The sequence below is a fragment of the Streptomyces sp. NPDC048600 genome, assembly GCF_055587025.1.
The window spans coordinates 492,566-507,145 of record NZ_JBVJGZ010000001.1 but is presented as its reverse complement, the minus strand read 5'-3'; the positions used below and the strand labels follow the sequence as shown (position 1 = coordinate 507,145).

Annotated in this window: 12 protein-coding genes; 3 read left to right on the top strand and 9 right to left on the bottom strand. The window is 71.7% G+C overall.

What is annotated here, in order from left to right; translation table 11 throughout:
* Window positions 1-134: 134 nt before the first annotated feature.
* Complete coding sequence (locus ACZ6SQ_RS02175) at window positions 135-1,250, bottom strand: MerR family transcriptional regulator (protein ID WP_469555738.1); 1,116 nt, start codon at window positions 1,248-1,250, stop codon at window positions 135-137.
* 164 nt (window positions 1,251-1,414) lie between these two features.
* Window positions 1,415-2,125 (bottom strand): type 1 glutamine amidotransferase domain-containing protein, encoded by a 711-nt coding sequence (locus tag ACZ6SQ_RS02170; protein ID WP_469555735.1) that lies wholly within the window; start codon window positions 2,123-2,125, stop codon window positions 1,415-1,417.
* A gap of 465 nt (window positions 2,126-2,590) precedes the next feature.
* On the opposite strand from ACZ6SQ_RS02170, the gene ACZ6SQ_RS02165 reads away from it, so the two are divergent.
* Complete coding sequence (locus ACZ6SQ_RS02165) at window positions 2,591-3,565, top strand: alpha/beta hydrolase (protein ID WP_469555734.1); 975 nt, start codon at window positions 2,591-2,593, stop codon at window positions 3,563-3,565.
* Between the two features lie 55 nt (window positions 3,566-3,620).
* Here the strand turns inward: ACZ6SQ_RS02165 and ACZ6SQ_RS02160 are convergent, their stop codons facing one another.
* The 3 genes from ACZ6SQ_RS02160 to ACZ6SQ_RS02150 all read right to left on the bottom strand — a co-directional run bounded on the left by ACZ6SQ_RS02160 (window position 3,621) and on the right by ACZ6SQ_RS02150 (window position 6,047).
* On the bottom strand, window positions 3,621-4,862 hold the full coding sequence (locus tag ACZ6SQ_RS02160) for an NADH:flavin oxidoreductase/NADH oxidase family protein (protein WP_469555730.1): 1,242 nt from the start codon (window positions 4,860-4,862) through the stop codon (window positions 3,621-3,623).
* Window positions 4,863-5,109: 247 nt separating this feature from the next.
* The gene (locus ACZ6SQ_RS02155) at window positions 5,110-5,778 is read right to left on the bottom strand and encodes an HAD family hydrolase (protein ID WP_469555728.1); all 669 of its coding nucleotides are present in this window, start codon (window positions 5,776-5,778) and stop codon (window positions 5,110-5,112) included.
* A 5-nt stretch (window positions 5,779-5,783) separates the two neighbouring features.
* A complete protein-coding gene (locus tag ACZ6SQ_RS02150) occupies window positions 5,784-6,047 on the bottom strand; it encodes a Rieske (2Fe-2S) protein (protein ID WP_469555726.1) in 264 nt (87 codons plus the stop codon).
* Window positions 6,048-6,260: 213 nt separating this feature from the next.
* Here ACZ6SQ_RS02150 and ACZ6SQ_RS02145 point away from each other — a divergent pair, with 213 nt between their 5' ends.
* The gene (locus ACZ6SQ_RS02145; RefSeq protein ID WP_469555723.1) at window positions 6,261-6,785 is read left to right on the top strand and encodes a hypothetical protein; all 525 of its coding nucleotides are present in this window, start codon (window positions 6,261-6,263) and stop codon (window positions 6,783-6,785) included.
* Between the two features lie 378 nt (window positions 6,786-7,163).
* On the opposite strand, the gene ACZ6SQ_RS02140 is transcribed toward ACZ6SQ_RS02145, so the two are convergent.
* On the bottom strand, window positions 7,164-8,018 hold the full coding sequence (locus ACZ6SQ_RS02140; RefSeq protein ID WP_469555721.1) for a class I SAM-dependent methyltransferase: 855 nt from the start codon (window positions 8,016-8,018) through the stop codon (window positions 7,164-7,166).
* Window positions 8,019-8,092: 74 nt separating this feature from the next.
* Between ACZ6SQ_RS02140 and ACZ6SQ_RS02135 the strand changes: the two genes are divergently transcribed.
* Entirely contained in the window at window positions 8,093-8,725 is a 633-nt protein-coding gene (locus tag ACZ6SQ_RS02135) for a TetR/AcrR family transcriptional regulator (protein ID WP_469555720.1), read from the top strand.
* Between the two features lie 23 nt (window positions 8,726-8,748).
* Here the strand turns inward: ACZ6SQ_RS02135 and ACZ6SQ_RS02130 are convergent, their stop codons facing one another.
* The 3 genes from ACZ6SQ_RS02130 to ACZ6SQ_RS02120 all read right to left on the bottom strand — a co-directional run bounded on the left by ACZ6SQ_RS02130 (window position 8,749) and on the right by ACZ6SQ_RS02120 (window position 14,536).
* The gene (locus ACZ6SQ_RS02130) at window positions 8,749-9,510 is read right to left on the bottom strand and encodes a class E sortase (protein WP_469555718.1); all 762 of its coding nucleotides are present in this window, start codon (window positions 9,508-9,510) and stop codon (window positions 8,749-8,751) included.
* A 134-nt stretch (window positions 9,511-9,644) separates the two neighbouring features.
* Window positions 9,645-10,568, bottom strand: coding sequence for an SGNH/GDSL hydrolase family protein (locus ACZ6SQ_RS02125; RefSeq protein WP_469555715.1), 924 nt, complete (start codon window positions 10,566-10,568; stop codon window positions 9,645-9,647).
* A 281-nt stretch (window positions 10,569-10,849) separates the two neighbouring features.
* Window positions 10,850-14,536, bottom strand: coding sequence for a CHAT domain-containing protein (locus tag ACZ6SQ_RS02120; protein ID WP_469555712.1), 3,687 nt, complete (start codon window positions 14,534-14,536; stop codon window positions 10,850-10,852).
* Between the last annotated feature and the right edge of the window lie 44 nt (window positions 14,537-14,580).

Genomic DNA, 14,580 nt, shown 5'->3' with positions numbered 1-14,580 from the left:
CCCCCCCCCCCCCCCCCCCCCCCCCCCCCCCCCCCCCCCCCCCCCCCCCCCCCCCCCCCCCCCCCCCCCCCCCCCCCCCCCCCCCCCCCCGCACCGCGTCCGTCGACTTCGCGCGGCGTTCTCGGCCCGCCGTATCAGGCTACGAGGAGGCGGAGGCCGAGCTCAGCCGTGTCGAGGGCGACGAGGTCGCGGTTGCGCTCGGCCCAGCGGCCCGAGGCCAGGTCGTCGCGCAGCATGCCGACCGCTCGCTGCTCGGACTTCGGCCCGACCCTGGTCCACACCGACACCGCGCGGCGCACCGGCTCCTCCAGGTACGCCTCGGGCCGACGCCAGTGAGCCTCGAAGAAGCCGTCGGCGCAGTCCCACGGGATGAGCACCGGTTCCATGCGAGCCCCGATGGCGTCGGCCAGCTGGTCCACCGAGGGCCGGCCGACGACCAGACGGGCGGCCTCGGGCAGGTAGTCGCGGGTGAGCCAGAACCGGTGAAGCCAGCCGGCGTCACTGGCGTCGTGCGTGAACACCACCACACGCCGGGCCACTCGCCGCATCTCACGCAGCCCCGCGACCGGATCCTGCCAGTGATGAACGGTGCTGAAGGCCATCGCGGCGTCGAAGGACTGATCCTCGAACGGCAGGCTCTCCGCCGCGGCGGCCACACACCTCGCCGCGCCCGCCGGACGCTGCGCCCGCATGACCGCCGACGGTTCCACCGCGGTCACCTCGCGGTCCGGGGGTTCGTAGGAGCCGGTGCCGGCGCCCACGTTCAGCACTGTCCGTGCGTCACCGAGCGCGTCCCAGACCTTCGCGGCGATCCGCGGCTCGGTGCGTCGCGTCGCCCCGTAGTCGGACCCGATCACTTCGTACAACTGCGCTCCGAACACCTTCAGTTGGTCCTCCGGCGTCGTCCTGATCCCCATCGCCCGTGCCTCCAGTTCCCGGTCTATGGCCGTCACCATGGCGGCAGCGCGGTCACGCTGGTCCAGCAGCAGAACGCGCAGCCGGTGCAGGCGCGCGACCGCGTCCGTGGCCGGATCGTCGACGAGATCCGCGATCTCGCGCAGTCCGAAGCCCAGCCGCCGATAGGCGAGCACCTCCCGCAGCCGCTCCACGTCGCCCGCCGAGTAGGCCCGGTAACCGGCCGAGGTCCGCGCGGACGGCCGCACCAGGCCGATCTCGTCGTAGTGATGCAACGTACGCACGCTCACACCGGCGAGCCCGGCCACGCGTCCCACGGTCAGTTGCTCCTCCATGACACCGACCATGCGGCATCACGCCGCGTGAGGGTCAAGCGCCCCGCTCGTGCCACCGCGTGGCTTCACCGCCGAGCGCGGGGTACGAGCTCAAGGAGTGGGCTGGATCCGTGCGTTCTGGGCAGGCGCCCGGCGGTGATACGCCGGGCCGGTGGGGCGCGGCCTCAGCCCGCCGTCCTGGCCAGATCCTCCACCAGGCGGCGGGCGAGGGACTCGGAGGACGGGGGGTTCTGGCCCGTGTAGAGGTTGCGGTCGACCACGACGAAGGGGCGAAGGGGCAGTCGGGCCTTGACGTAGTCCGCGCCGCTGTTGCGCAGTCGGTCCTCCAGCAGCCAGATGGCCTTGCGGCCGTGGCTGGTGAACCTCTCCTCTACATCGGACAGGGCCGTCATGCGGTAACCGTCGAACGGCCAGGACCCGTCCTCGTTCTTCGCCGCGAACGCCGCCGCGGGTGCGTGGCACAGCAGCGCCAGCGGCTTGCCGGACCGAAGCACCCGGGTGAGCAGCGCGCCCGAGACCGGGTCGACGGCCAGGTCCTCCATGGGGCCGTGGCCACCGGGGTAGAACACGACGTCGAACTCGTCAGCGTCGATCTTCTCCAGCGACTCGGGGCTGTTCAGCTCGCCCTGGATGGAATCCAGGTAGCGGGCGACCTCGCGCAGCTTGGAGGGCCGGCCCGCGGTGCGGGACATGCTGAACCGGTCCAGCGTCGGCGGTGTGCCGCCCGGGGTCGCGATCGTGATCTCCCACCCCGCCTCGGTGAAGATCTTGTGCGGCACGGCCAGTTCCTCACCCCAGAAGCCCGAGGGGTGCACATCTCCGTTCTTCAGCGTCCAGCGATCAGCTGCGGACACCACGAAGAGGGCCTTGGTCATCTTCGCTTCTCCTTTCGGGGGCGGCGGCTGCGGTGCCGACCGCGGGCGCTCCGTGCGGTCGGCAGAGCGGGCTGGCAGGGGGATCGCCTCGAACCATCATCGGCAGAAGGGGCGATTCCGGGCGACCCGCAGTTCGGGTTCGTGCAGATCCCTTACGTCCCGTCGTCACAGGTGTGACCCGGGTGGCACGCAAGGGCAAGGTGCTCGTTGCCAACAGGGCGGCAGAGCAAGCCGATTGGCGCCGGGTGGACCGCCGATGGCGCCTTCGTACGTGCGCTTCGGTCGAAGGCCGGCAGCGGGCCGACCGGCCGCCCCACGGGGCCGTGCTGTGCCAAGTTGCGCGTTGCATACAGGGCGCGAACGATGGGAACCGGGCATTTCCCGCCCTGGGGCCAGGGGGTCATCAGTCGCGGCCGGTCGCGGTCGCGGAAACAGGTACGCACGTACTCGTGACACGGAGTCGACATGACCGAGCTTCCTCCGCCCATCACTCCCTACCTCGAGCCTGCCGCGAAGGAGTTGTGCGAGGCGACCGACCCGCACCCCCGCATCTACGAGGTTCCACCGGAGAAGGGCCGGGACATCCTGCTCAGCCTCCAGGTCGACCCCAGCGTGCCCCGCCCGGACGTCGACGAGGAGTGGGTCGACGTGGACGCCGGCGAGTGGGGCACGGTCAGGACCCGCATCATCCGGCCCAAGGGATCGACGGGTCCGCTGCCCGTGGTGTTCTACATCCACGGCGCCGGCTGGGTGTTCGGCGACGACAAGACCCACGACCGCCTCTTCCGTGAACTCGCCGTCGGCGCGGGCGCCGTGGGTGTCTTCCCCGTCTACGACCGGGCCCCGGAGGCGAAGTACCCGACCCAGGTCGAGCAGAACTACGCGGTGGGCCAGTGGGTCCTGCGGCACGGCGCCGAGCACGGCATGGACACCTCGCGCATCGCCGTCACGGGCGAGTCGGTCGGCGGCTGCATGTCGGCGGTGTTCGCGCTGATGAACAAGGAGCGCGGCGGGATCGACCTCAAGGCCCAGTGCCTGCTCTACCCCGTCACCAACGCCGACTTCGGCACCCCGTCCTATCTCCAGTTCGCCGAGGGCTACTACCTCACCCTCGACGGAATGAAGTGGTTCTGGGACGCCTACACCACCGACCCCGCCCAGCGGGCCGAGCACCACGCCTCCCCGCTCCGGGCGAGCCTCGACCAGCTGAAGGGCCTGCCCACGACCCTGGTCATCACCGACGAGGCCGACGTCCTGCGCGACGAGGGCGAGCAGTACGCCAACAAGCTGCGCGAGGCGGGCGTGGACGTCACCTCCGTCCGGGTGGCCGGCATGGTCCACGACTTCCTGCTCCTGGACAGCCTGCGCGACACCCGCGCCGCCAACGTCGCCCGCAAGCTCGCCGTCGACTTCCTCAGGACGGCACTCGAGGACGGCTGAGCAGCCGTACGAGTGCGCACACTCGCGTGCGCCCGGATGATGCCGGGTCGTGTGACTACACGGTGTCCCGGGCGGGCAGCCAGGCACGGTAGCGGCGCAGGGCCTTGCGCTGCCTGCGCCGCTCGGCGAGCAGGGCGACGGCCGGGTGGGTGCCCGGCCTGGTCCTGCCGCCGCGGGCGATGCGGCGCAGCTGGTGGCGGACCTGGGCCATGCTCGCGGCTGACGCGAGGGCCTTGTCCGACCAGGTTACGGGCCTCATCCGCCCCTCGGCCCCGCGCCCCTTGCGCCAGCGGTCGGGCAGGTCGGGGGTGACGGCCAGGGCGGTTCCCATGCCGATGATCGCCACGTCGCTGTCGAGGACCCGCTCCGCGGTCTCGCGACGGGTGATACCGCCGGTCAGCATCAGCGGCAGCGGGCTGGTCCTGACCAGGTCCTTCGCCAGGTCCAGGAAGTACGCCTCGCGGGCCTGGGTGCGCGAGTCGGTGCGGCGGCCGGTCATCGCCGGGCTCTCGTAACTGCCGCCGGAGAGTTCGACCAGGTCGACGCCGAGCGGTTCGAGCATTCCGATGACCTGCCGCGCGTCGTCGGCGTCGAAGCCGCCGCGCTGGAAGTCGGCGGAGTTGAGCTTGACCGCGACGGCGAAGGACGGGGAGACGGCGGCGCGGACGGCCCGGACGACGTCCAGCAGCATCCGGGCCCGGTTCTCCAGCGAGCCGCCCCAGGCGTCGGTGCGCTTGTTGACCAGGGGCGACAGGAACTGCGACAGCAGATAGCCGTGCGCGGCGTGGATCTCCACCCCGTCGAAGCCCGCCTCCTGCGCACGCTGGGCGGTGACCGCGTACCGGGTCACGGTGGCGGAGATCTGCTCGGGGGTCATGGCGACCGGGCGGCCGAAGCGGCTGCTGTGCCTGCCGAGGTCGACGCCGACATCGGAGGGGCCCCACACGACGCCGGGCATGTCGGACCCGATCTGCCGGCCGGGGTGGTTGATCTGCATCCAGATCGCCCCGCCGCCGGCCTTGCCGGCCTCGGCCCACTCGGTGAACGGCTTCAGCGGCGCGTTCTCGTCGAGCACGACGCCTGCGGGGCCGGTCAGCGCCTCGGCGTGGACCATGACGTTGCCCGTGATCAGCAGTCCGGTGCCGCCGGTGGCCCAGCGCCGGTACAGCCCGAAGAGCTCCTGGCCCGGGAGTTGGCCGTCGGCGGCCATGTTCTCCTCCATGGCCGCCTTGGCGATCCGGTTGCGCAGCACCTGCCCGGAGCGCAGGGCCAACGGCGAGAACAGCTCGCTGGTCATCCGAGTTTCCCTCTCGATCTGGAACCGCTTACGATGTGTGCGGTGTCTACATCGGTGTCTACGGTAAGGCAGGGATGTAATCACTGTAAACATAGGCGGGTGTGTCCTGCGGCACAGGGGCTCGGCTGTTCTCGGAGGCGTTCTGCGTGCCGGTGCGCCCGCGCGCTGGGCGCGCCGGGCCAGGGGGAGGAGTCCGGGGCGCCCGCGTCCGGCGCGTTACGGCCGTCGCGCCAGGCAGGGGACGGCGTCAGGCCAGGGGGCTGCGTGCCAGTGCGGCGAGCAGGTCGGCCGGGTCGTCGAACACGGCGTCGGCGCCTGCCTCTTCCAGGTCCGCGCGGGCGATGCCACCGCACAGCAGCGCCACACACCGGACGCCGGCCCGGGTGCCCGCCGGCATGTCCCACACGGTGTCACCGACGAACACGGCCCGTTCCGCCGGTACGCCGGCCAACTCCAGTGCCCGTTCGACGGGTTCGGGCGCCGGCTTGCCCTCGGAGACGTCGTCGGCGCTCGCCGTCGCCGTGATGGCGTCGTCCGCGTCGATCGCGCGACGCAGCGCGGACAGTTCGTCGTCCCCGGCCGAGGTGGCCAGCGCGACCGTCCAGCCGTCGTCGGCCAGTCGGCGCAGCAGGCGTCCCGCGTCCGGCAGTGCGGTGAGCCGCTCGAAGTACTGGGCGTACAGCGCCTTGTGGGCGGCACTGAGGGCTTCCGTGTCGCCGGGGTCCGGGGCCGGCTCGCCGTCGCCGGTGAGCAGCCGGGCGACGAGGTCCTCGGAGGCGAGCCCGATCGCCCGGTGGATCGCATGCGCGGTCACCGGGTGCCCCGCCCGGCGGAACGCCTCCCACCAGGTGACCACGTGTAGATGGTTGGTGTCGACGAGGGTTCCGTCCACGTCGAACACGGCGGCCCGTTCCATGGCACTCAGTCCTCTCGCTCTTCCAGCGGGCGGACCTCGGGGTCCTGGAGGCCGTGGTCGTCCGGGGTGATGCGGGAGCCGTGGCACGGGCACTCCCAGATCCGGCCCGCCTCCAGTGCGGCGGCCTGATGCCCGCGCCGGGCCAGCTCCCATACTGTGCCGAGGCCCGCCACCCCGATGTCGACGGTGGCCTCCGGGGCGGCGGGCTCACCGCCCGGTGCGGCCTCGATCCAGTGCGGCCCCCGGGGCGGTTCCTGCGCAGCGTTCATGGTCGCCGGGTTCCCGTCCCGCGCGGTCACACGCGCACCGAGACCGATCCCTTATGTGGTGTTTCATGCGCCTCGTGCATGGGACCCGTCCAGCACGGCACCGGCGCGCGCTGAGGGCGGAGTGGCCATGGAGGCCGTCGGCGAGCCCGCTCCGGCGTACAGCGGGGCGCCGGACCGACGCACCACCGGACCCGCAGAGCGGAGGAAGACGCCATGAACGTTCCGACACGCCACCAGGCGCCGGCCCGTCACGTCAGCACCTCGCTCCTGGCTGTCTACCTCAACGATCACCTCGCGGGCGCCACCGGTGGCACCGAGCGCGCACGCCATATGACGCGGTCGTACGGCGGCACCGAACTCGCCGCGGCGCTGGAGCCGATCGCCACCGAGATCGCCGAGGACCGGGCCACACTGGTCGCCCTCATGGACCGCCTCGACGTCCCGGCGCGCTCCTACAAGGTCTACGCGGGCCGCGTCGCCGAGCGGCTGGGACGGCTGAAGAGCAACGGCCGCCTCGTACGGCGTTCCCCGCTGAGTCCGCTGCTCGAACTGGAGGCCCTGCGGGTGGGCGTCGAGGGCAAGACGGCTCTGTGGCAGACGCTGCGTGACCTCGCCGGCCACGAGAAGCGACTCGACCCCGACCTGCTCGACCACCTCGTCGCACGTGCCCGGCGGCAGCAGGACGTACTGGAGAAACTGCGACGCCGCCAGTTGGGGACGGCGCTGCTGACGAAGTGATGCCGCCCCCTCACAGCTCGGGCCGCGACGCCAACTCCCCCTCCAGACAACCGATGTCCAGCCGGAGCCGCCAGGCGTTGCGGCGGGCGACGGTCGTCAGCGTCGCCTGAAGCGGGGACGGCGGCACGAGTAGGAATCGGCACCGGCGAGGCGGTGATCCTGCGCAGCGGGCCGTGGGCGGACTGCGACGCACACAGGCCGACACTCGACGAGCTCGGCACCGTCACCTGCCTCGGCGCGGACCACGACCTGGCGTCCCTGTACGACGTGGCGGGTCTGGCCATGATGTGGAGCGCCCAGGGCCCGGAGCGACTCGTCGGTCCTGATGCCCGCCTCCCGCACCCCGTTCGCCGCTCGGTGCCTGCCGTGGAAGATGCGTCATTCGCTCGAAGTGGCGCGCCCCGGCCTCGCCGTGACGATCCAGACCGCGCCCGGGACGCAGACACCGTCCTCCGTCTCGAACTCCACCAGCGCGTCGCCTACTTCGGCGCGGACACGGGCGACGGTCGCCGCGTCGACATCGCGCAGGTTGTAGCGGGTCGGGCCCATGGCGAGGAGGAAGCCGGCGGCGTCGTCCGCGTCGGCCCCGAAGTTCATGGGTGCCTCGCACGAAGTCACCTCGGTGTCGGTGAACCCGCTCGCGGCGAGCACGTCGCGGATGCGCGCGGGGTCCAGGAGTGACCCCATCCCCCTGGAGGCGGGTGACGCCTCGCGCAGGAACGGTGACAGTGCCGCGGTCGCCCGGCTGTAGGCGCTGTCCGGGCCCCCGGGCTGCGGGCCGAGGAAGGCGAGGCGGCCGGTCGGCGCCAGAGCCTGCCGGAGGTGAGTGAAGGCCGCGACATGGTCGGCGAAGAACATGACACCGCCACGGCTGAGGAGGACGTCGAACTCGCGGCCGTGGAAGGGGTGCACCTGCGCGTCGCCCTGCTCGAAGGTGACGTTGCCGAGGCCTGCCGCCGCGGCATCGCGGCGTGCGCGCTCCAGCATCGGCGCGGACAGGTCGATTCCCAGCGCGTGTCCTTCGTGCGCCCGCTGCCCCGCGAGACACGTCGTCCGGCCGGTGCCGCAGCCGACGTCCAGGACCCGGTCGCGGGCCTGGATGTCGGCCGCGGCGAACAGGGCCGGGTCGAAGGCGTTCATCATCGCGTTGTAGCGCTCGGGGTGCTCGGCCCAGTGGATGCCTTCCCAGTCGTTCCACGCCTGCGCCTGCTGACGGTTGGCGATGGTGCGCATGACCCGTCCTCCCGTTTGGAGTTCACCACTTAGAGTTGGTCTCTAGAGTTCATCTCTAGATATAGACTCCAGGCATGCGTGAGGGCAAGGGCAGCCAAGGCAAAAAGGCTCAGGAGACACGGCGGCGGATCATCGACGCGGCCGGCGCGCTCTTCGTGGAGCAGGGGTACGGGGCGACCAAACTGCAGGAGATCGCCGACCGGGCAGGCGTCGCGGTGCAGACGATCTACTTCGTCTTCCGGAACAAGACCACCCTGCTGAAAGAGCTCGTCGACGTCGCGATCGCGGGCGACGACGAACCCGTGGCGACCATGGACCGACCCTGGTTCACGGCGGTACTGGCCGCGCCGACGGCCGAATCCGCACTGACCGGCCTGCTCGGCGACACCCGCCGCACACTCGAGCGCGTAGCGGCCGTCAACGAGATGGTCCACGCCGCGGCGGCGACCGATCCGGAGATCCGGGAACTGTGGGGGGACGGGACGGACCCGAGGTACACCGTGATGTCCACGGTGGCGGAATCCCTGTCGAAGAAGTCGGGCTTCCGCTCCTCCGTCCCCGCCGACGAGGCGGCGGACATCATCTACGCCGTCCTGAGCCCGGAACTCTTCCTCGTCCTCACCCGCGACCGTGCGTGGACACCGGCGAAGTGGGAGCGATGGGCGCACCGCACTCTGTGCTCCCAGCTGCTGGACGTAGGGTTCTGATCAGGCCCGCCGCCGAGGACCCCTTACGCCCGGCCCTCCGCGGAAGCCCCGTCGGCCTTCTCTTCCGAGACGAGCGTTCCCACCTTGTCGATGCGGTGCTCGGGATTGTTCCGGTCGTCCCGCCAGTGGTTCCCCGCCGCGTTGTCCTCGGGGGTGGCGCAGGTCGAGATCGTGATCATGGCCTGGGTGGGGGTCTCCCCGGGCTTGCCGGGCACCGCGGCCCGCTGCTCCTCGAGCGAGCGCTCGGACCGGAACGACGTCCACCGCGATTCCGTGATCCGGTAGGTGTAGACCGTGTCGCCGAGGCGGATGCGCACGGTGTCGCCCTTGTCCAGATCGGGCAGGTCGCGCAGAGGTCCGCCCGCGCTCAGCCGGTGGGCGGTCACGAGGTAGTTGCCCTTCTCGCCGGGGCCGACACCGCCTCGCTCCCCGTGGGGACTCGCGGCCACACCGAGGTCCTGGATCCGTGTTCCGGGCCAGTCGTCGGTCGTCCCCTCGTACGGCACGACCTTCAGGTCACGCACGCCGATGTCGGGGATGGTCAGGGATGCCGGTGTGGTGCGCGGGTCGACCGCGGGCCTCGGAGCGGGGGAGGGGAAGGACGGGGTGGCCTGCGCGCTGTGCCGCGGAATCCCGTCAGGGGGCGGCGCCGACGCCGGTGACGTGTGAGCCGGTTCCGCGTGCGGCGTGGGGGCGGCGGTGCCCGAATCCCTCGCCGCACATCCCACGACGAGGCCGAGCAGACCGGTGGCCAAGGCTGCGAACGAAGCGCGCGTGCTGATCATGGGACTCCCGACCGGCGGCCGGATCTGGAACGGGGCGCGAGGAACCGGCTGCCTCTCAGGGAGAACGTACGGGCCGCCACCTGTGTTCCCCGCCCGCCGGAATCCTTGCCCGGGCAGGGCGGGGAACGGGCAGGTCAGTGGCGTCCGGACCGCCTGGCCAGGCCCTCGAGGACCGCGCTCGCCGAGGCCTCCATGCCCTTGGCGTTGGGGTGCGCGGGGGCGGCGGGCGCGGCGGGCTGGAGAGGCTCGACCCAACGGTCGGCGGGCACCTTGCACATGTCGTGCCCGACGGACGGACCGTAGGTGTCGACGAACTCGGCCCGGTTCAGCCAGGCCACCAGGCGGAGCATCTGGTTCAGACGCCTGCCCGTGTCCCGGAGGTAGGGGAAGTCCTTCGCGGCGAAGGGCACCGAGGGGTAGCAGCCGCTGCCGTTGTCGGGCAGCAGAGCGGGATACCCGACGACGATCACGCGTGCGTGCGGTGACCGCTCGTGCACCGCGCGCAGCACACGGGCGACCTTCGGGGCCGTCTCGAGGATGTTCAGCGCGAGGCGGTCGATCCCGGAGGACGTGTAGTACTGCCGGCACGGGTCGCCCGTGAGGTCCTTGGAGCTGAGCGCGGCGCAGGTGCCGATGATGGGGCCGAACCCTATGTCGTTGCCGCCGATCTGGAGGGTCACCACGTCGGTGGTCCGCTTCAGGGCGTCCAGCTGGGGTCCGTTGGTCCCCTGGGCCTTCCACATCTCGTCGGTCTTGGCGCCGCTGCAGCTGACGTCCGTGAACGAGGCGACCTTGTACCGGGCCGCCACGAGCGAGGGGTAATTGTGGTCCGAGCGCGCGCAGTTGGCGTCGACCTGCCGCGGAATCAGCGGGCCGGACGTGTACGAGTCGCCCAGCGCCACGTAGTCCACGGGACGCGGGGAAGGCCTCTCCCCGGCCGAGGCGGGAGCCGAGGCGCTGACACCGGCGACGAGCGCGCAGCTGCTCAGCGCCGCGCCCAGCGCCATGGTGCGGCGCCGTCTCGGGACGTCACCCTCCGGACGCGTGTGATGGTTCATCGTGCCCCTCCTCCGCTGACGCCCGGACGGCCCGCGGTGCCGGACCGACCGTCGAGGCGCACGGGGGGACGGCGACACCAGGGCAACCGGACACGCTCCTGTCCCACAGGTTCGACATCGCTTGTATACCGGCCAGTAGGCTCAGGGAACAGACTCTGGTCGACGCGGACTTGTTCAACTTTCGCCCAACGGTCCCGGCTGTCGGAGCGACCGCATGTCTGTTCCGGCCGCGCTTGTCGCTTTCGGCCGAGGCGCGGCCGGGGCTGGTTGACTCTGGAGGATTACGGGCCTACGTGGACATAGCAGGCCCAGTTCAAGGGCGAGGCGTGGGTGGGATTCTGGCGGAGGCGTTGGACGGCGTCGTGGAGCGCGCGGGCGCTGTCGCCCGTGCCCTGGTCCGAGGCTTTCAGGGCCTGGTAGAAGTCGCGCGTGACGCCGGGCGCCGGTCCGTCGGCGAGGCTCCAGAGGGTGCCGACGACGTGCTGGAACCCGGCGAGCTGGAAAGCGGCGGCGAGATGGATCGCCTCGTCGGCGAGGGCGCTGGTGCCACGGGCGGTGTGACATGCGGAGAGGAAGGCGAGCTCCGCGCCGGAGAGGTCCTGCTCGGCGATGCCGGTCACGGAGAGGGGGCCGTCGTGCAGGAGCAGGTGGCTGTCGGCGGGGTCGTCCGGGTCGTGCGTGCCGTGGCAGGCGAAGTGGACCCAGGGATGCGAGGGCAGAGCGGACAGGACGGCGGGCAGGACGGCCTGGTCTCCTGCCCGGAGGGTGTGCCGGTCGCCGAAGAGGTCGCCCAGCGTGGACAGTTCGGTCCGGACGCCGGGCAGGTCGGCCAGGTGTGCGGCGTCTTCCGGTGCGTCGGCGACTCCTACCGCGAGGAGGCGCGGCTGCCGGGACGGGCGGCGCGATCTGGCCCTGACGAGTGAGCCCAGGGTCGGGGTGTAGGAGGAGACCACCCGGTCGATGACCCGCGGGCCGTTCGGGGGTCCGGCGGCGTGCAGGGGGAGGAGGGCCAGCGGGCCGGTGGGGCACCACCACAGCCGTGGCACCGTCGGGCCGGGCTGGTCCAGGCCGAGTGCGGCGAGGACGGGTTCGGCGATGTCCCTCCACAGCCGGTGAAGGGTGTCGGTGATCCGGGTCGCCAAGGCGTGGGCTTCGAGCGGGCCCAGGGCGAGTCCGGGCTGGTTGAGCCGGCTGATGGCGTCGAGGAAACCGGCGGTGGCGAGTTCGATGTCCTCGGCGGTGACGCGGGGCAGCCCGACGAGTCTGATCGGGTCCTCGCCCGGGGTGGAAGTGAGCACGAGGGCGTCACAGCGGTGGCTGCTGATGTTGACGATGACGACCGGACCGTCGTCGGCGGCGCTGTGCAGGTGTTCGAATGACGGCGGCTCGAGGAAGTCGGTGAAGCCGGGGAGACCACGGATCCGGGCCAGGACGTCGTCGAACTTCTCGCTGAGCCCCCAGCGTTGCGAGGCGTTTCCGGCCGACCTGGTGCTCTCGCCTTCCAGGCCTGGTCGTGCGCCGTCCAGGCCCGATCGTCCGCCTTCCAGGTCGGCGCAGATCGCGTCGAACTCCAAGGCCAGGGACGGGTGTTCTGCGCGCAGTGCGCCGCGGTCGGTGCGGGTCTGCATCAGCTGGGACCAGATCACCGAGCGCCCCTGCTCCAACAGCCGGACGGCACCCGGCAGGTCGCCGGCCGCGATCGCGGCCGCTGCGGCATCGCCGGCCAGCAGGGGCAGTTGCGCGATCTGGGCCAGCCGGGATGCCCGGGGGATGCCCCGGTCGGCCAGCCGGGGCAGCAGGTCCTCGATCGCCGTACGGTAGCCGGCGAGCGCGCCCTCGGCGTCGCCGGTCAGCATGCTCAGCTTGCCCGAGTAGAACGCCGAGAACAGGCGGGTTCGTGTCGTGGCGGCCGGGCTGGCGGTGGCGGCTCGGAAGGCTGCCAGAGCCTCGTGAGCGGTCTCGGCCGAGCCTCCGGCCTCGAGCCGTCTGACGAGGGTGGTTCCGAGCTCCGACTGCAGGTGGGCCAGGTTGGCGTCGTCGGGGCTGTGGGCGCGCAGCTCGCGGGCGGTCTGGCGGAGGATGGCGGCGGAGGCGTCGAGGTCGGCCGGGCTGCCGCTGTCGCGAAGCGCCGCGGCCAGCTTGAGCCGCATGACGGGGTGGTCGACGTGGGTGGGCGGGGTGGCGGCGGTCGCCGCGCGGAGGGCGGTGATTGCACCGTCGAGATCCTCCCGCTGCCCGAAGACGCCGTGGCGGGAGTGCAGGGCGGCGGCCAGGTGGGTCAGCGCCCGGCCGGACTCGGCGCCGGGCGGCGCGGTGTCCACCGCCGTGCGGGCGGCGGCGACGGCGTTGTCGATGTCCTCGCGGTTTCTCAGAGTGACGAACCGGGCGAGCAGGAGGCCGCTGAGGACGGTCGGTGCCGTGTGCTCGGCGGCGCCTCGGAGGCTCGCGAGGCTGACAGCGTCCTCGGCCGCCTTGATCGCGGCGGTGAGGTCCTCCAGGTCGCCCACGGTCTCAAACCGGATGCGCAGGACGAACGCGAGGGCGGCCAGCCGGTCGACACGGGCCGGATCGTCGTCGGGGGTGGCCGCGAGCGCGGCGGAGGCGGTGTCGAACGCCTCGGCCAGATCGACCGGGTCGGCCTTGAGCCGAAAGCGGTGGAACAGAGCGGCGGACTGCGCGGACAGGGCGGGTGCATGCCCGGGAATCGCCTCGAGCGCCTCACGGGCCAGCCGCAGTGCCGCCTCCATGTCGTCGGCGTCTCCGAGCCGGACGAACTGACCCAGCAGACTCGTGGCAAGGGTGACGAGGACGTCCGGCTCGGGCTGCTCGATGCCCAACCCGGTTGTCTCGGGCTGGGGTTGCCCGCTCAGGGCCAGCGCGTAGCGTTGCCGCAGGGCGTGCACGTTCTGGTGCAGCGCCGCCCGCTGTGGATCGTCGGGTGGCGCGATGCGCTCGCCCTCGGCCGTGGTGGCAAGGGCCGCCGTCAGGTCGTCGAGGTTGCCGGTGGCGGCGTGGCGGGCGAGGAGCATGTTCCCGAGGCTGCCCAGCACTCCGGGCAGGCCCGGGTGCTCGCTGGGCATGATCTTCGCCTCGTGGGCGGCCGCGTCGATCGCTGCGTCGAGATACTTCTCGATCCTTGTGTACTGGTACCGCTTCCAGTGCAGAACCGCGAGCTGGAACCACCAACCGGCCTTGGGGGGAGTTGCGTTCACCGACTCCCGGCGGGCGCTGATCGCCCGGTCGAGGTGGACGATGTCATGCTGGTGGTCGAACAGCGTGTCCTGGACGTTGGCGAGGCAGTCCCACATCCGCGGTCTTTCCGGGTTGCCTTCTGCCGCGTTCGCCGCCAGTTCCATGTGGTGGGCGGCGATCTTGAGCCCGTCCGGTGCTTCCACGGCCTCGGCCAGCTGCATCCAGGAACTGCCCAGGTTGAACCTGATCGCAGGCTGCTCCTCATCGGGAGCGGTCCGCAGCGCGGCTTCGAGCAGGGCGATGGCGGTGCCGGGCACCTCGGGGTCGTCGGTCCGGCCACAGGCGTCGAGCAACAGCATGCCCATCGAGCTGAGCAGGTCGTGCGCCTCCGGCACCGGGGGAGGCGCGGCGGCGAACGCCTCGGCGAGGCCCTCGTGAACGGCCGTGGGGGCGATCGTGTGCAGGAGGCCGAACACGGACAGCCACGCGTGGTAGTCGAACGGGCCCTGTGCCTCGCCGAGCGCCTGGAGTCGAATGTCGAGCAGTGCGGCTACCAGGCGGGCGAGCGTCAGGTCGTCCTCGGCCACGGAGTCCGCGTAGAGCCGCTCGCCGATCTCATGGATCAGTGAGCCGGCGGCGCACAACGGAGCTATTTCGAGCGCGAGTTGCCGGTCTCTCGTGTCGAAGTAGGCCTGGATGTAATGCTGTAGCAGTCCGGCAGGCGCCACCGAATCGTCGTCCGGTAAGCCCTCGGTACCTGCCTGGTCTGCTTCCACCGGTTCTCCCGTCCCCTGCGGCCGTGTCGTGCGGCTCAGGCTAG

Excerpts from the sequence above, each read along its gene's own strand:
- ACZ6SQ_RS02175 (WP_469555738.1), bottom strand. The coding sequence starts at position 1,250 with ATGGAGGAGCAACTGACCGTGGGACGCGTGGCCGGGCTCGCCGGTGTG.
- ACZ6SQ_RS02170 (WP_469555735.1), bottom strand. The coding sequence starts at position 2,125 with ATGACCAAGGCCCTCTTCGTGGTGTCCGCAGCTGATCGCTGGACGCTG.
- ACZ6SQ_RS02165 (WP_469555734.1), top strand. The coding sequence starts at position 2,591 with ATGACCGAGCTTCCTCCGCCCATCACTCCCTACCTCGAGCCTGCCGCG.
- ACZ6SQ_RS02160 (WP_469555730.1), bottom strand. The coding sequence starts at position 4,862 with ATGACCAGCGAGCTGTTCTCGCCGTTGGCCCTGCGCTCCGGGCAGGTG.
- ACZ6SQ_RS02155 (WP_469555728.1), bottom strand. The coding sequence starts at position 5,778 with ATGGAACGGGCCGCCGTGTTCGACGTGGACGGAACCCTCGTCGACACC.
- ACZ6SQ_RS02150 (WP_469555726.1), bottom strand. The coding sequence starts at position 6,047 with ATGAACGCTGCGCAGGAACCGCCCCGGGGGCCGCACTGGATCGAGGCC.
- ACZ6SQ_RS02145 (WP_469555723.1), top strand. The coding sequence starts at position 6,261 with ATGAACGTTCCGACACGCCACCAGGCGCCGGCCCGTCACGTCAGCACC.
- ACZ6SQ_RS02140 (WP_469555721.1), bottom strand. The coding sequence starts at position 8,018 with ATGCGCACCATCGCCAACCGTCAGCAGGCGCAGGCGTGGAACGACTGG.
- ACZ6SQ_RS02135 (WP_469555720.1), top strand. The coding sequence starts at position 8,093 with ATGCGTGAGGGCAAGGGCAGCCAAGGCAAAAAGGCTCAGGAGACACGG.
- ACZ6SQ_RS02130 (WP_469555718.1), bottom strand. The coding sequence starts at position 9,510 with ATGATCAGCACGCGCGCTTCGTTCGCAGCCTTGGCCACCGGTCTGCTC.
- ACZ6SQ_RS02125 (WP_469555715.1), bottom strand. The coding sequence starts at position 10,568 with ATGAACCATCACACGCGTCCGGAGGGTGACGTCCCGAGACGGCGCCGC.